At 30.8% G+C, this 16,410-nt stretch carries 12 protein-coding genes; all 12 read right to left on the bottom strand.

The genetic code is table 11. From position 1 onward, the window contains the following. Nucleotides 1-95: 95 nt before the first annotated feature. The 12 genes from IO99_RS09930 to IO99_RS09875 all read right to left on the bottom strand — a co-directional run bounded on the left by IO99_RS09930 (nt 96) and on the right by IO99_RS09875 (nt 16,354). Nucleotides 96-1,232 (bottom strand): alanine/ornithine racemase family PLP-dependent enzyme, encoded by a 1,137-nt coding sequence (locus tag IO99_RS09930; RefSeq protein ID WP_084178144.1) that lies wholly within the window; start codon nt 1,230-1,232, stop codon nt 96-98. Between the two features lie 233 nt (nt 1,233-1,465). Next, nucleotides 1,466-2,935, bottom strand: coding sequence for an aminotransferase-like domain-containing protein (locus tag IO99_RS09925; RefSeq protein ID WP_341349085.1), 1,470 nt, complete (start codon nt 2,933-2,935; stop codon nt 1,466-1,468). 137 nt (nt 2,936-3,072) lie between these two features. Then, nucleotides 3,073-3,531: a hypothetical protein gene (locus tag IO99_RS09920; protein ID WP_035132934.1), complete on the bottom strand. Its 459-nt coding sequence runs from the start codon at nt 3,529-3,531 to the stop codon at nt 3,073-3,075. A 271-nt stretch (nt 3,532-3,802) separates the two neighbouring features. Beyond that, entirely contained in the window at nt 3,803-4,981 is a 1,179-nt protein-coding gene (locus IO99_RS09915) for an O-antigen ligase family protein (protein WP_035132932.1), read from the bottom strand. Nucleotides 4,982-5,498: 517 nt separating this feature from the next. Beyond that, nucleotides 5,499-6,743 (bottom strand): phosphoribosylamine--glycine ligase, encoded by a 1,245-nt coding sequence (purD, locus tag IO99_RS09910; protein WP_035132930.1) that lies wholly within the window; start codon nt 6,741-6,743, stop codon nt 5,499-5,501. A gap of 30 nt (nt 6,744-6,773) precedes the next feature. Beyond that, nucleotides 6,774-8,291 (bottom strand): bifunctional phosphoribosylaminoimidazolecarboxamide formyltransferase/IMP cyclohydrolase, encoded by a 1,518-nt coding sequence (purH, locus tag IO99_RS09905; RefSeq protein ID WP_156964329.1) that lies wholly within the window; start codon nt 8,289-8,291, stop codon nt 6,774-6,776. Between the two features lie 4 nt (nt 8,292-8,295). After that, nucleotides 8,296-8,910 (bottom strand): phosphoribosylglycinamide formyltransferase, encoded by a 615-nt coding sequence (gene purN, locus IO99_RS09900; protein WP_035132926.1) that lies wholly within the window; start codon nt 8,908-8,910, stop codon nt 8,296-8,298. After that, nucleotides 8,898-9,896: a phosphoribosylformylglycinamidine cyclo-ligase gene (gene purM, locus IO99_RS09895; RefSeq protein WP_035132924.1), complete on the bottom strand. Its 999-nt coding sequence runs from the start codon at nt 9,894-9,896 to the stop codon at nt 8,898-8,900. Before purM ends, purN begins: the two co-directional genes overlap by 13 nt. Before the next feature lie 16 nt (nt 9,897-9,912). Further along, nucleotides 9,913-11,337 carry an amidophosphoribosyltransferase gene (purF, locus tag IO99_RS09890; protein ID WP_035132922.1) on the bottom strand — a complete coding sequence of 475 codons (1,425 nt, stop codon included), beginning with the start codon at nt 11,335-11,337 and terminating at the stop codon, nt 9,913-9,915. Nucleotides 11,338-11,376: 39 nt separating this feature from the next. Continuing rightward, a complete protein-coding gene (gene purC, locus IO99_RS09885) occupies nt 11,377-12,078 on the bottom strand; it encodes a phosphoribosylaminoimidazolesuccinocarboxamide synthase (RefSeq protein WP_035132920.1) in 702 nt (233 codons plus the stop codon). Continuing rightward, the gene (purE, locus tag IO99_RS09880) at nt 12,078-12,557 is read right to left on the bottom strand and encodes a 5-(carboxyamino)imidazole ribonucleotide mutase (RefSeq protein WP_035132918.1); all 480 of its coding nucleotides are present in this window, start codon (nt 12,555-12,557) and stop codon (nt 12,078-12,080) included. Before purE ends, purC begins: the two co-directional genes overlap by 1 nt. Before the next feature lie 26 nt (nt 12,558-12,583). Further along, nucleotides 12,584-16,354 (bottom strand): phosphoribosylformylglycinamidine synthase, encoded by a 3,771-nt coding sequence (locus IO99_RS09875; protein ID WP_035132916.1) that lies wholly within the window; start codon nt 16,352-16,354, stop codon nt 12,584-12,586. Nucleotides 16,355-16,410 lie beyond the last annotated feature (56 nt).

Genomic DNA, 16,410 nt, shown 5'->3' with positions numbered 1-16,410 from the left:
TTATTTAATTTTGTAAATAATTATAGGCATATGCAATAGATTTCAAAATATCTATTGCATATACCTATATTGTATTTAAACATCCTTTATCTTCATTATATAAATTTCTTATTTACATCCCTTGATCCACTTAGATATAATAAGTGAGGATAATATATATTGAATTCTATAACATCACCAACTTTATAATTTGTTTTACAGTCTTCTATATCTATAATTAAATGATCACTACTAGCACCAATTACCTCTATATTTTTATCTATAGGTATTAAAGTATCTACAGAAACAAAATCCTGCTTACCTATTGCCAATAATGCACGTCTTCTTTCGCCTCTATCTTCATAGGTTGGCTTATTCCCAAATGCATCTATAAATATTTCACCAATTGGATGAGATGGCTTATTTTTAACTTCCACTACCTGAGCTTTTAGCACAAAGGCATCTTGATGTAACATGGACATATCATACTCCCAAAAATCATCTAAATCCTTAGCAACTAATATTCCTTCTCCAATTCTTAAATTATTAATTTTACTTGGTATTTTTCCATCCCAAATTAAAGTTAACGAAGAAGTAGCTCCTCCTGAAACCACATCCAATTCTCTTCCAATCAAAGCTTCTATTTTTTCTGCTACATCACATAATTTACCTAAATTCTCTTCTGTAGGTTTCACAGAACCATAGCATCCTAAATTTGTCCCTATACCATAAAGTTTTACATTAGTTAATTCTTTCTCTACATATAAGGCTAAGTTTATGAACTCTTTTTCATCTACAATACCTTCCCTTAAATCACCTAAATCCATCATTAAAATAACTTTGTGATTCTTGTTTTTGTATTTACACTCTTCGTTTATTTTCTTTAAAGTTTCAATTTCAGAGTTTAAACTTATATCCACATATTCCACTAATTGTTTTATTTCATTATGCATAGGTATTCTTATAAGCATAACAGGTTTTTTTACACCTTGTTTTTTCATCTCTATAACTTGATTTATTCTAGATGTAGCAAGATACTCACATCCTGCCTTATCCATCTCTGAAACTATCTGTGGCATAGCATGTACAACTTTAACTACTCCTGCTACAGAAATTCCTTGATTCTTACATAAATCCACTACATATTTAGTATTATCATATACCTTTTTTAAATCTATCTCTAGTAGCGGAAATTCTTCCAGCTCCTCTATTTCCTTTATATGGATATCATTAATCAAAGTGTTTTCTATCATAGTATCCTCTCCAGTCCCCTAATATAAAGATACCTAATTTAAATTAGTTTTATTTAACAGCTGCTATCTTGTTTATATTATAAGAAAATTCACTCAATATTTCTCCATCCATATTAATTAAAATAAACCCAACCAAAGACTACTCATAACACAACCATATAATTATGTTATGAGTAATTAAACAAATATAATTCTAAATTTAGTTGATTGCTTAATCGCTCTAAACAGAGTTCTTACCTTCTAACTAATTCTTTAATAAGCAATGATAGTTTTAATAAACCTTCCTCTAGCTCTTCTATAGGTGCATAGGAAAAAGATATTCTCAAAGAATTGTTAAAATTAGCATCATATATATATCCAGGATACAATAAAATTCCCATTTTACATGCTTCATCAAAAAGCTTATACATACCTATTTTATACTTTAAAGTAATCCAAACATAATAACCTCCTGAGGGTATTTCCCAAGTAGCTATATCCTTAAAGTATCTATTTAAGGCATTTATTGTTACATCTCTTCTTATAGTTAATTGACTTCTTATCTCTTTTAAATGATTTTCATACAATCCCGTTTCTAGCCACTTACCCACAGTAAGTTGCGATAAAGAGCTAGAACCATAATCAGTTTGCATCTTTATATCACCTAATCGTTCAATTACTGGTTCTGGTCCCACAATCCAACCAATTCTTAATCCTGGACATAATGTCTTTGATACACTCCCTACATATAATACCAATCCATTAGTGTCTATACTCTTAATAGGGTCCGGTGGTGGAGCGTCAATCCAAAGCTCCCTATATACATCATCTTCAATAATAGGTAACTTTTCTTTCTGACAAACCTTTATCAACTCTTTTCTTCTTTTTTCTGACATGACTATAGAAGTAGGATTTTGAAAATTTGGTATAGTATATAGTATAGATGGAACATGTTTTTTTATGTAATCTGGAATTAAATTAGCCATAACTCCTTCATTATCCATAGGTATACCACTTCTTCTCATATCTAATGACTGAAATATTTGAAGTGAGTACATATAAGAAGGATTTTCTAACAATACAGTAGAACCCTTTTGCAATAATCCCATAGAAATTAGCTGCATTGCTTGCAAAGCTCCAGAAACAATAAGTATAGAACCTGGTGACGCATATATGCCAATTGTCTTTAAATAATTACTTACTTGCTGCCTAAGATACATAGTTCCACTGGGACTTTCATATCCTAAATTATCCATATCCTTTGCTACTTCATTTAATATTATTTTCATATCTTCTTTTGGAAATAATTCTGATGATGGTTCTCCAGTGCTCAATCGTATATAATCTTCTCTAAACTCAAGGGTATTGATTTTCTTAATAGTCTTAACATTAGGGATATGAATGCCTTCATCAATATAGGACTTCCAATCTGGTTGTATATTAGATAATAAAGGTGATACATTATTTACTATTTTAGTTCCACCCTTTCCCTTACCCTCTAAGATTCCTTCTGCCTTTAACTCATCTATAGCTGAAACAATAGTACTTCTATTTACATTAAAAATTTTAGCTAATTCTCGTTGCGTAGGAATCATGAATCCGACTTGCCATTCTCCTCCATTTATTTTCTCCTTAAAGTACTCTACAATTTGAATATATAGAGGCTTATTTAAGTTTTTATCCGGCTTCCAATCTATATTTATTATATTTATCTCTCCTTTCAAGATAATAATATACTATTAAATGTATTTGCTTATCTATTTAATATATTAACCTAAATATTTCTTCTTTTATAGTCATTTATAAGAATAGAGCTTAATTATCTGATGATAACTAAGCTCTTATAAATTTAATTTTCCTATTATGATTGCATTTCTATCTCTTTCTCTTCTAAGTAAGTACATATGGCTCTGAAATCATCTATCCAATGAATTTTTGCAAGTTCTCGCAAATCTAGAATTAAACCTGTACTTTTATGTTTGATATACTCCATATTATAAATTTCCGTTTCTACAAAATTATCTATATAACTATATATACATGGAACAAATTTATCCCAATTCTGTTCAAAATATTTAGTTTTTGCATAACATAATCTATTTATATGAAATATTATCCCTATAGGCGTACTCTTCGTTGCTAGTTTATGACTAAAATATTCTTGATTAGGGTATTTGGGCTCTACTCTTTCCCAATATAAGTTTTCATTGGGATGTAAATTGAACTTGTCAATTATTTTACACTTTTCTTCTCCCAACTCTTCTCTCATCAACTTTTCTCTAATAGGCTGTTCCAGCTCTTTTAAATACTCTAGATTCATAATGTAATGCCCCCTATTAAAACCTTGTTATAAATTTCTTAATTTCATTTTATTGCTTTATATAGCAATTTACCAATACTAATTATTGATAAGTATAATATTACTTATTGGTAATATTAATACAACAATATAAATTAATCTATTATACTAATTACATATATAACTTTAATAAATGAAAATCCTGTACTTAGCCTTTACTTAAACTCTAATATATAAAAAAAACTTTTATGAGAATAAACTTCTTCATAAAAGCTTTTACAAAACTTAATAACTATACAGCTATACTTCTTCTTTTTGAAAACACACTAACACTTTCTTTTGCTAGAGCTGTGACTATAGATGATGATCCAATAAATAGTATTCCTATTTGTGGAGTTATTATTGTAAAATCAATTACTCCATGAACTAAAACAACTACCTGTATTGCCATTAGTAACGCTACACTACTATATCCAGATTTATAAAGATATATTAAATCTTTATAAATATTTGCTCTTATATATAAGTAAATTAAAAGTCCGATTACTCCTAAAGAAGTTAATAATGATAGCCATATGTTATGAGAATGATTAATGACACGACTATACCTTGAGAATTCATTACCATGCTCTATAGTTCCTAACATTCCCCAACCAGTCAATGGTTTCTCTTCTATCATCCTTAAAGATCCTAACCATATTTCTTCTCTAGTGTCAAAAGACCTCTCAATCTGATGACCAGTAATCTCTTGAGATATATCAGATACCTTTGGAGGTGTAAAACCTACTATACCTATAACTAATAAAATAGATATAATTATTATTATATCACTCTTATTTCTTTTTATTTTCAATAGTAATAGGGAAACTAATCCAAACATAAATCCAATAAAAACCCCTCTTGAGCCAGTTAAACAAAGATTTATTAAAAATAGAGCTGTAGCACTATAATATGACAACTTCACCTTAATACTTTTACTATTAGAAGCATAGTATATGGCCATTATCATCATAATAGCAAACCAATCTCCAGCTATGTTCGGATTTCCAAAAGTACTAAAAATTCTATGATTAGTTGAAACCTCCAATGGTACACCTAAAAATTTTTTCCACAGTTCCATTGGAAAATATGCAAAAGTAACCTTTTCTATAATTCCAACAATTCCCGAAAAAATTGAAAACTTAATTAAACAATTACATATTATTTCCAATTTTTCTTCTGTCTTGCAATAATTTTGTAATACTACACTTATAGTAAAATATAAGAAAAAAACTATTGAAACAGCGGCAGACATAATACTTTTATTAAGAAGTCCAGCTAATAGAGACCAAAGAAACAAAAGAACCAATCCCATATTCCAACTATTTTTCTGTATTTCCTCTCTCATCTTTATAACTCTATAAGTAGTATATACTCCGGTAAATAATGCAGTATATGGAGACATAATAATTAATAATATTAAATTAAACATAATCTTCACCTTTATTTTTCTATTCTTCCATATATAATATGTTATTATATTCATGGAAATTATTTTATAGTTTTACATAATAATGTGTTCTTAAAATCCTCTATATATATTTTACACATTTTTTCTAATTTTGTTAATACTTTTTACATATTTTGGTATATATATTTTTTAATACATAACTATACACATTGATTATAATACATTATGTACTTATTTATTTCAACATAAAAAACATATTGTAATAAATTCGTAAGAACTTCCTCACTGTATATTATAGGATTTAAAGTTACTTCATATACCTTAAATTAATAAAATTATACCCTTTTCTCTTTTCTTTAACTATTTTACAATCAAGACTACTCTATAAACTAGATTTTAAATAAATGTAGTTTTACTGATGAAAACCATTTTCTGAAATTTTCACAAAGACTATAAATATATAATATAGTGAGTATATAAATAAAAATGCTAAGGAGTAGTTATATTCCACCTCCTTAGCATTTTCTTATTTCAGTATTTATTTACCTATATCTTTTCTATAATACATTCCATTAAAATTTACTTGTAATATCCCTTTATAAGCCTTTTCTCTTGCCTCTTCTAGATTATCTCCAAGAGCTGTAACTCCTAAAACTCTACCACCATTAGTAATTAATTTATTATATATGGAATCAGCTCCAGCAATAAATACCTTTTCACTGCAACTATCAATACCTGTAATTAACTCACCTTTTTCATATCTCCCCGGATATCCTTTCGAAGAGCCTATAACACAACAAGCTGTCTTATTTTTAAACTTAACTATATCATCACTAAGTTTTCCTTCTATCGCAGCTTCAATTATATCAATAAAATAACTCTCCATAAGAGGTAACACCACCTGTGTTTCTGGATCACCCATTCTAACATTATACTCTAAAAGATATACTCCTTTTTCGCAAATCATCAATCCAAAGAATATTATTCCTATATAGTCTAGATTTTCTTCCTGTATCCCCTTAAGCGTTGGCTTTAAAATATCCTCTTTAAAGGCTTTTAAAACACTTTCATTACAGTATGGGTTTGGAGCCACAGTTCCCATTCCACCTGTATTAGGTCCCTTATTATCCTCAAATATAGTTTTATGATCCTTAGATGATATAAATGGAATTATAGTATTTCCATCCGTAATACTCAATATTGAAGCTTCTACACCTCGTAAGAATTCTTCAATTATAATTTCCTTACCCGCTCCTCCAAAAGTATCATTAACCATGAAATCATTAATGGCTAAAATTCCTTCTTCCTTAGTTTCAGCTATAACAACGCCCTTACCTGCAGCAAGTCCATCAGCTTTTATAACTATTGGATATTCAGCCTTTTCCAAATACTCTAAAGCCTTCTTTGAATCTTTAAAAGCTTCATAAGCTGCAGTTTTTACTCCATATTTTTTCATAAATTCCTTAGCAAAGGTTTTGCTTCCTTCAAGAGTTGCTGCTTTCTTACTAGGTCCAAATATTTTTAGATTGTGACTTTTAAATAAATCTACTATACCATTACATAGGTATACTTCTGGTCCAACTACAGTTAAATCTATAGAATTTTCTAAAGCAAATTTTAGAAGTTTATCATTATCTGTTAAATTAATATTTTCACATTTATGTTCCATAGAAGTACCACCATTTCCTGGAGCACAGTATATCTTTGAAACCTTATCACTCTCACCGAGTTTCCATGCTATAGCATGTTCTCTTCCACCATTTCCTATGACTAAAATTTTCATAAAATCACCTCAAGTTTAACTTATAGGATACTAATGTTTAAAATGTCTCATTCCTGATAAAACCATAGGTATGCCATACTCATTGCATGCCTCAATGCTCTCATTGTCTCTCATAGATCCACCTGGCTGAATTATTCCTTTTATATTATGTTTACTAGCTTCATCTACACAATCTCTAAATGGGAAGAACCCATCAGAAGCAAGGATTACTCCATCTCCAGCTCTATCTATAGCTTGAGTTGTAGCCCAAATTCTATTAACTTGTCCACCAGCTATTCCCTTGGCCATACCATCCTTAACTACTACTATAGCATTGGACTTTACATATTTACAAACCTTCATTCCAAATATCATATCACTCATATGTTCCTTTGAAGGGTTTGCTTTTGTAACTACTTTTAATTCCTCATAAAGCTTTCTATCTACATCCTGTACTAATATACCTCCATCTACAGAAATAACTTCTTTTTTATCACTTGGTTTACTCGTACATTTTATAACTCTTAGATTTTTCTTTGTTTTAAGTACTTCTAAAGCTTCTTCTTCGAACTCAGGCGCAATAACAATTTCTAAGAAAGTTTTTTTCATTTCTTCTGCTGCCTCTTTAGTTACTTTAGTATTAATGGCTACTATACCTCCAAAAATTGAAACATTATCACAACTATATGCTTTACTATAAGCGTCTAAAGCAGAATCACCCACCGCAACTCCGCATGGTGTATTATGTTTTAAAGCACAACAGGTAATTTCTTCAAATTCATTTACTACTTTCCAAGCTATATCCATATCCTTTATATTATTGTAAGAAAGTGCCTTACCATTTAATATTACAATATTATTAAGCATTCCAGTTTTATTTGTATTAGTAAATACAGAAGCTTCTTGATGAGGATTTTCTCCATATCTTAAATCTTCCATTTTTTCATAAGATAAGGATAAATACTTATTTGAATGCTTATCCTTATTCTCCATGTGGTTTAATAAGTATTCACATATTGCACTATCATAGGCTGTGGTTAAGTTAAATACCTTCATAGCAAGATATTTACGAGTTTCAAAGGAAACTTCTCCACTTTCCTTCATTTCCTCCATAACTATTTTATAATCTTCTACATCACTTATTACTACCACATCTTTAAAGTTTTTAGCAGCACTTCTAAGCATTGTTGGACCACCTATATCTATAAATTCTACTGTTTCTTCAAAGGTTAATCCTTCATTAGCTTTTTCAAAGAAAGGATATAGATTAACACATACTAAATCTATAGTTTTTATTTCTCTTTCTTTTAAAGTCTTCATGTGCTCCTCATTATCTCTAATAGCAAGTATACCTCCATGAACTACAGGGTGTAGTGTTTTTACTCTTCCATCTAACATTTCTGCTGCCTTTGTAACTTCTGCTACTTCTTTAACTTCTATGTTATTTTTCTTTAAAAGACTATAGGTACCACCAGTAGATATAACTTCTATCCCATGCTCTACTAAGAATTTTGTAAACTCTACAATTCCATTCTTATCATAAACACTTATTAAAGCTCTTTTCATAATTCCATTACTCCTTTATAATAACTTTTCTATCCTCTATAAAAATCTTATGCTCACTCATAAGCTTTATAGCTAATGGCAAAGCTTTATGTTCTTCTTCTAATATTCTTTTTTGTAGCTTTTCTGGAGTGTCATCTGATTTTACATTTACTACATTCTGGATAATTATAGCTCCTGTATCTGTATTTTCATCTACAAAATGTACTGTACATCCACTAACTTTTACACCATAATCTATTGCAGCTTCATGAACTTTAATTCCATACATTCCTTTTCCACAAAAGCTTGGAATAAGTGAAGGATGAATATTAATTATTTTCTCCTTAAAACCATCTACTAAAGGAGATGATATAATTGACAAATATCCCGCAAGAACAATTAAATCCACCTTATCCTTTAATACTTCGTAAATTTTATTGCTTAGCTCTTTCTTATATATCTTTCTATCTAAGACTAAAGTATCAATATTGTGTGCTCTAGCTCTTTCTATTCCATAGGTTCCTTCTCTATCACTTATGACATACTTAATATTTACATCTTTTAAATATCCATTTTTAATGTTATCAATGATAGACTGGAGATTAGTTCCTCCACCAGAAACTAATACTGCTATATTAAGCAAACTCCTCCACCTCCAGTTTGTACTTTACCTATTTCATAAGCTTCTTCTCCAAGAGCTTTAAGTTCATTAATCACATGATTTTTAACAGAGCTATCTACCGCAAGAACCATACCTATTCCCATGTTAAATGTATTAAACATATGATACTCGTCTACGCCTTTATTAATTAAATATTGGAATATAGGTTGTCTTGGGAAAGAATCCTTTTTTATCTCTGCTGTAAAGTTATCTTTAAACATTCTTGGTACATTTTCATAAAATCCACCGCCAGTTATATGTGACATTCCATGGATATCAAATTTCTTCATAAGTGCTAATACGGGCTTAACATATATCTTTGTTGGTTCTAATAGAATTTCTCCTATGGTTCTTCCTTCAAGGACTTCATCATAATTCTCAACAACTTTTCTTACAAGGGAATAGCCATTACTGTGTACACCAGAAGAAGTTATGCCTATAAGTGCATCCCCTTCTTTAATTTTACTTCCATCTATAATTTCATCTTCATCTACAATACCAACAGCAAATCCTGCAAGATCATAATCTCCTAAATTATACATTCCTGGCATTTCTGCTGTTTCTCCTCCAATAAGTGAAGCATAACTTTGTAGACATCCTTCACTAACACCTTTTACAATATCACTAGCTATTAGAGAATCTAATTTTCCACAAGCAATATAATCTAGGAAAAATAAAGGCTTAGCACCATGACATAGAATATCATTAACACACATAGCTACACAGTCTATCCCTACTGTATCAAATTTTTTAAGCTTGATTGCAATTTCAATCTTAGTCCCTACTCCATCGGTACCTGAAACTAGTACAGGTTTTTTATATCCTTCCGGTAGTTTTACCATTCCAGCAAAACTTCCAATCCCATTTAAAACCGATGAAGTTAAAGTTCTTGCTGTATATTCCTTCATAAGTTTTACCGCTTTATAACCTTCTTCTATATTAACCCCTGCATCTTTATATGTTATCATTCTATATCACTCCTTACTAAAATTTAACTGGTGCTGATATTGGATACTCTCCATCAAAACATCCACAACAAAATCCATGGTCACTATCAAGACATTCTAATAAGTTTTCTTTTGAAAGATAGACTAGACTATCTGCTCCAATAACTTCACCTATTTCTTTTTCATTCATTTTCTCACCTATAAGCTGACTTCTGTAAGGTATATCTATACCATAATAACAGGGATATTTAACCATAGGAGAGCAAACTCTAAAATGAACTTCTGAAGCCCCAGCTTCCTTAAGCATAGTTACCAATCTCTTACTTGTGGTTCCACGTACTATAGAATCATCTATTAAAACCACTCTTTTACCAAAAACATTTTCTTTTATCACATTAAGCTTTACATTTACAGAAGCTTCTCTCTCTTCTTGCGTTGGGGCTATAAAAGTTCTACCAATGTACTTATTCTTAATAAGTGCCATATCTATAGGTATACCTGATGCCTTTGCATATCCCATTGCAGCTGACATTCCTGAATCTGGTACACCAACTACTATATCAGCTTCCACAGGTGCCACTTCATAAAGCTTAATTCCTGCTTTATATCTAGAATTATTAACACTAATTCCATCTATAACACTATCTGGTCTTGCAAAATATATATATTCAAAAGAACAGGTGGCAAGCTTAGATTTTTCACCAAACTTTATGGATTTTACACCTTCTTCATTAATTACAACTACTTCACCAGGCTCAACATCTCTTATAAATTCAGCACCTGTAGCATTAAGTGCACAACTTTCTGATGCTAATACATAACTTTCATTTATTTTACCAAGGCATAGTGGTCTAATTCCATAAGGGTCTCTGACTCCTATTAACTCATTTTCAGTTAATATTACAATAGCAAAGGAACCTTTTATTGCTTGCATAGAATCAATTACACTTTGAAGTATACCTTTCTTAGCACCTCTAGAAATAAGGTTTATAATTACCTCAGTATCAGTAGATGTTTGAAACATACACCCTGATTCTTCTAACAGTTCTTTAATGATATCAGCATTAGTTAAATTTCCATTGTGAGCTATTGCAATGTTTCCTAGCTTAAATTTACCCATAAGTGGTTGAGCATTTTTTAATGAACTTCCGCCTGCTGTAGAATATCTTACATGCCCAATTGCACCATATCCCTTTAATTCCTTTAGGGTTTTCTTACTAAATATTTCAGATACAAGACCCATATCCTTATGGCAATTCATATCGCTTCCATCAAAAGTTGCTATTCCTGCGCTTTCTTGACCTCTATGTTGAAGGGCATAAAGACCATAGTATGTCCTTTTTGCCACATCTAAATTATCCTTTTTACTATATATACCATATACCCCACACTCATCATGAAATTTATCTTCATCATAACACTCATATCCATCGTAACTAGAAGCCTTAAACTTAAAATCCATTACTGTTTCCTCCTAAATAATACTCTTGCCAATGATTAATTACTTAATTCTTTCAAGCACCTTTGTATATCCTTCTACTAAATCTCCTAGCTCTCTTCTAAATCTATCTTTATCAAGCTTTTCTCCTGTTTTAAGATCCCATAATCTACATGTATCTGGAGAAACTTCATCTGCTAGTAATATTTGTCCATTAAGTTTTCCAAATTCCAATTTAAAATCTACTAATTTTATATCTTGATTCAAGAAAAATTCAGTAAGTATTTTATTTACTTTAGAAGCTTGGTCATATATATAATCTAGTTCCTCTTTTGTAACTATTCCTAAGGCCATAGCATGATAGTCATTCATTAAAGGGTCTCCTAAATCATCATTTTTATAACTAATTTCAAGTACTGTATTCTTAAGCTCTGTACCCTCTTCAACCCCATATCTTTTAGCCATACTTCCAGCAGCTATATTTCTAACTATAACTTCTAGTGGAATTATATCTACCTTCTTACATATTTGTTCTCTATCACTAATTTTTTCAACAAAGTGAGTCTTTATTCCTTTTTCTTTTAACATTTCAAAGATTATGGAACTGATAGTATTATTTAGTATTCCCTTTGAAGCTATTGATGCCTTCTTCTCACCATTAAAAGCTGTTGCATCATCCTTGTAGTAAACTAGTACTTCATCTTCCTTTTCAGTTTTAAATATTCTCTTTGCTTTTCCTTCATAAATAAAATTTTTCATATCCATTATAATTCTACCCCCGCTTCATTTTCTTTTATAAAATTTTCTTTCATATTTTTTCTATATTCCTTTAACTTATCTTTAATTTCTGGGTACTTTACTGAAAGCATTTGTACTGCCATCATTCCACCGTTATAACTATTATTTATTCCTACAGTAGCCACTGGAATTGATTTTGGCATCTGTACTATTGAATAAAGAGAGTCCACGCCATTTATAGCTGCATTTATTGGAACCCCTATTACTGGTATAATAGTTTTTGAAGCTATAACTCCTGGAAGATGAGCTGCTAACCCTGCTCCAGCTATAATTGCTTCACAGCCTTCTTCCTCTAACTTTTTTAAAACCTCTGTTAATTTTTCTGGTACTCTATGGGCTGACAACACATGAGCTTCGAAAGGGATATTAAATTCTCTTAAGCATTTCGCTGCACCTCTCATTACCTCTGTGTCTGATTTACTTCCAAATATAATTGCTACCTTCATTTTGTTCTCCTCCACATCTACAAATCTTATTTAAAATACTTAACTCCACTCTGGAAGATTTTCATATCATGTTCACCTAATACATTTTTAATAACACCATTTCCTACTCTCTCGCTATGAGCCATCTTTCCAAATACTCTTCCATCTATACTTGTGATTCCTTCAATTGCATATACAGATCCATTTGGATTAAAGTTTATATCATAGGTTGGATTACCGCTATTATCTACATACTGAGTTGTAACCTGACCATTTTTAAATAATTCTCTTACCACATTTTCATTAGCAACAAATCTTCCTTCACCATGAGAAATTGGAACTTTATAAATTTCACCTTCATTACACTCACTAAGCCATGGTGATTTATTACTCACTATTTTAGTATTTACCATTGTACTTTGGTGACTTCCAATTAAATTATGGGTTAAAGTTGGGCTATCTTCAGCAATATCTCTTATTTCTCCATAAGGTACAAGTCCTAGTTTTATAAGAGCTTGGAATCCATTGCAAATTCCTAGCATCAAACCATCTCTATTGTTTAATAACTCCATAACAGCATTTTTAACTCTTTCATTTCTAAATATGGCATTTATAAACTTACCTGAACCATCTGGCTCATCTCCCGCTGAAAATCCTCCGGGTAACATAATTATTTGAGATTCTTTTATATTTTTCTCCATATTCAATATAGATTGCCCTATATGTTCAGGAGATAAATTATTAAATATAACAGTTTCAACCAATGCTCCTGCTTTTAAGAAAGCCCTCTCACAATCATATTCACAGTTTGTTCCAGGGAAAATCGGAATAAGCACCTTAGGTTTTGCAATCTTAATCATTGGTGATACTTTTAAATTTTCATCTCTTTTGCTTCTATCAAATAAAATTTCGTCCTTCATTTCAAGATGATTTATTTTATCTTTTCCGTAGTTTTTATTGAAAATTTCTTCAAGGCCATCTTCATATGAACTAGCTAACTTATTTAAGTTAATTTTTTCATTTACTCTTACTATTGCATGTTCTTCTATTGTATCTCCAAGATAAATTATGTTTTCATTATCCATATTAAAATTCTGGTTAACTTCTAGTATGATAGATCCATACCCAAATCCTTGAAGCTGCTCCATAGATACTTTCTCATTTAACTCAATACCTATGTTATTTCCAAAGCACATTTTAGAAATAGCTTCTATGGCACCACCATAATTTACACTTCCACTTGATAAAATTTTCCTTGATTTTATTAGTTCACTTACCAATCTATAGTTATTATTTAACACTTTAAAATCTGGAGTAAAATCTTCCTTTATAGGAGCATTTACAACTATAACTTTACTTCCAACTTTCTTAAAGTCATTACTTATTGTATTGTCTATGTTTCCTGTAGTTACAGCAAAACTTATTAATGTAGGCGGAACCTTTAGGTCTTTAAATGTTCCAGACATACTATCCTTGCCACCTATTGCTGCTATTTCTAAATTGTGCTGTGCATATAGTCCTCCAAGTAATGCTGCAAATGGTTTTCCCCACTTTTTAGGGTCATCTCCTAACTTTTCAAAATACTCTTGGAAAGAAAGGTAAATTCCATTTATATCTCCACCTAAAGCTACTAGTTTAGTAACACTCTCTACCACTGCATATAATGCTCCATGGAAGGGACTCCATTTCGAAATTTTAGGATTAAAACCATGTGCCATTAAAGCTGTAGTAGTAGTCTCTCCATTTTCCACTGGTATCTTAAATACCATCCCATCCACTTGAGTTCTTTGAGTTTCTCCACCATATGGCATTAATACTGTATTTCCTCCTATGGTGGAGTCAAATATATTCATAAGACCCCTTTGTGACATCACATTTAAGTCCTTAGACAATTCTTCAAAAGCTTCCTTTAATGATAACTTAGTATTTTTCTTATGAAAGTAGTTATCTTCTTCTTTTGGTGCAGTAACCTGAACCTTACCATAAGTACTAGCACCGTTTGTATCTAAGAAATCTCTCTTTAGATTAACTATTTCTGTTCCTTGCCATGTAATAATCATGGATTTTTCTTCAGTTACAATTGCCACTACTGTAGCTTCTAAATTTTCTTCCTCACAAAGAGTTATAAATTTCTTTACATCTTTTTGTGAAACTACTACAGCCATTCTTTCTTGTGACTCTGATATAGCTAATTCAGTTCCATCTAAACCTTCATATTTTTTCTTAACATTATCTAAGTTAATTTTAATTCCATCAGCAAGTTCTCCAATTGCTACTGAAACTCCACCAGCGCCAAAATCATTACATCTCTTTATCAATGTTGTAACTTCATTTTTTCTAAATAATCTCTGGATTTTTCTCTCTGTAGGTGCATTCCCCTTTTGAACTTCTGAACTACAGTTGTCAATGGATTTTTCATTGTGCTCCTTAGATGATCCTGAGGCTCCACCAATTCCATCTCTTCCTGTTCTTCCTCCAAGTAATATTACTACATCTCCTGGAGTTGGTACTTCTCTAATAACATTTTTTGCAGGAGCTGCTCCAATCACTGCTCCCACTTCCATTCTCTTAGCTACATACCCTTCATCATAAATTTCTCTTACATATCCTGTAGCAAGTCCAATTTGATTTCCATAGCTACTATATCCTTTTGCTGCTTCCTTCGTAATCTTTCTTTGTGGAAGCTTCCCTACTAAAGTTTCCTCTATCGCTTTTCTTGGGTCTCCAGAACCAGTAATTCTCATAGCTCCAAATACATAACTTCTACCTGATAGTGGATCTCTTATAGCTCCTCCAAGACAAGTTGAGGCGCCTCCAAAAGGTTCAATTTCTGTTGGATGATTATGCGTTTCGTTTTTAAACATTAGAAGATACTTTTCTAGCTTACCATTGACATCCACATCGATAACTATACTACATGCATTTATCTCTTCAGATTGATCTAATTTTTCAAGTTTTCCATCTTTTCTTAGCTTCTTCATAGCTATAACTGCCATATCCATCAAAGTTATTGGCTTTTCTCTATCTTTATATACTTCTCTTCTGTAGTTCTTATATACTTCGAACCCCCTTTTAACAGGCTCCATATACTTTCCTTCCTCAAAATCTACATCTGTTAATACTCTTTGAAAAGTAGTATGTCTACAGTGATCTGACCAATAAGTATCTAATACTTTAATTTCTGTAATTGTAGGATTTCTATCTTCTCTTTTAAAGTAATCTTTTATAAGAACTATATCTCCAATACTTAAAGATAACCCTCTTTCCTTTAAAAAATCCTGCAATTCACTTTCTTTCATATTTATAAATCCATCTATTATCTCTACCTCTGATGGCAATTGTTGCTCTTCCATTATAATTTCTTTTTTCTTTAGTGAACTTTCCTTAGAATCTACAGAATTTATATAATAATTCTTTATTTTTCTAAGTTCTTCTTGGGTAACCTCTCCATATAAAGCTATTACTTTCGCTGTCTTAACTTGTGGAACTTCCTTTTGTGTAATTAATTGAATACATTGAGCTGCTGAATCAGCCCTTTGATCATACTGACCTTCATGGTATTCAACTACAAAGTAATTACTTCCTTCTAAATCTATATTTTCCTCATATATATTGTCGGTATTCTTTTCACTTAATACCGTATATTTTATTGATTCTAACTCTTCATTTGTAATACCACAAATGTCATATTTATTTATTAACCTTATATCATTTATGCTTTTTATTGATAATAAGTTTTTAACTTCTCTTAATAATTCTTGTGCATCCTTATTAAATTCTGATTTTTTTTCAACATAAATGGTGAATATTTTATTCATTTAACGTATCCCCCTTTAATATATACGAACATTACATAATATAATACATTTATTAT

The sequence above is a fragment of the Clostridium sulfidigenes genome, from assembly GCF_000732635.1.
In the GTDB taxonomy this organism is placed as follows: Bacteria; Bacillota; Clostridia; order Clostridiales; family Clostridiaceae; genus Clostridium_J; species Clostridium_J sulfidigenes.
This window is presented reverse-complemented; position numbering and strand designations above follow the sequence as displayed.

Excerpts from the sequence above, each read along its gene's own strand:
- purD (WP_035132930.1), bottom strand. The coding sequence starts at position 6,743 with ATGAAAATTTTAGTCATAGGAAATGGTGGAAGAGAACATGCTATAGCA.
- IO99_RS09875 (WP_035132916.1), bottom strand. The coding sequence starts at position 16,354 with ATGAATAAAATATTCACCATTTATGTTGAAAAAAAATCAGAATTTAAT.
- IO99_RS09915 (WP_035132932.1), bottom strand. The coding sequence starts at position 4,981 with ATGTTTAATTTAATATTATTAATTATTATGTCTCCATATACTGCATTA.
- purC (WP_035132920.1), bottom strand. The coding sequence starts at position 12,078 with ATGGATATGAAAAATTTTATTTATGAAGGAAAAGCAAAGAGAATATTT.
- purF (WP_035132922.1), bottom strand. The coding sequence starts at position 11,337 with ATGGATTTTAAGTTTAAGGCTTCTAGTTACGATGGATATGAGTGTTAT.
- IO99_RS09930 (WP_084178144.1), bottom strand. The coding sequence starts at position 1,232 with ATGATAGAAAACACTTTGATTAATGATATCCATATAAAGGAAATAGAG.
- purE (WP_035132918.1), bottom strand. The coding sequence starts at position 12,557 with ATGAAGGTAGCAATTATATTTGGAAGTAAATCAGACACAGAGGTAATG.
- purM (WP_035132924.1), bottom strand. The coding sequence starts at position 9,896 with ATGATAACATATAAAGATGCAGGGGTTAATATAGAAGAAGGTTATAAA.
- IO99_RS09920 (WP_035132934.1), bottom strand. The coding sequence starts at position 3,531 with ATGAATCTAGAGTATTTAAAAGAGCTGGAACAGCCTATTAGAGAAAAG.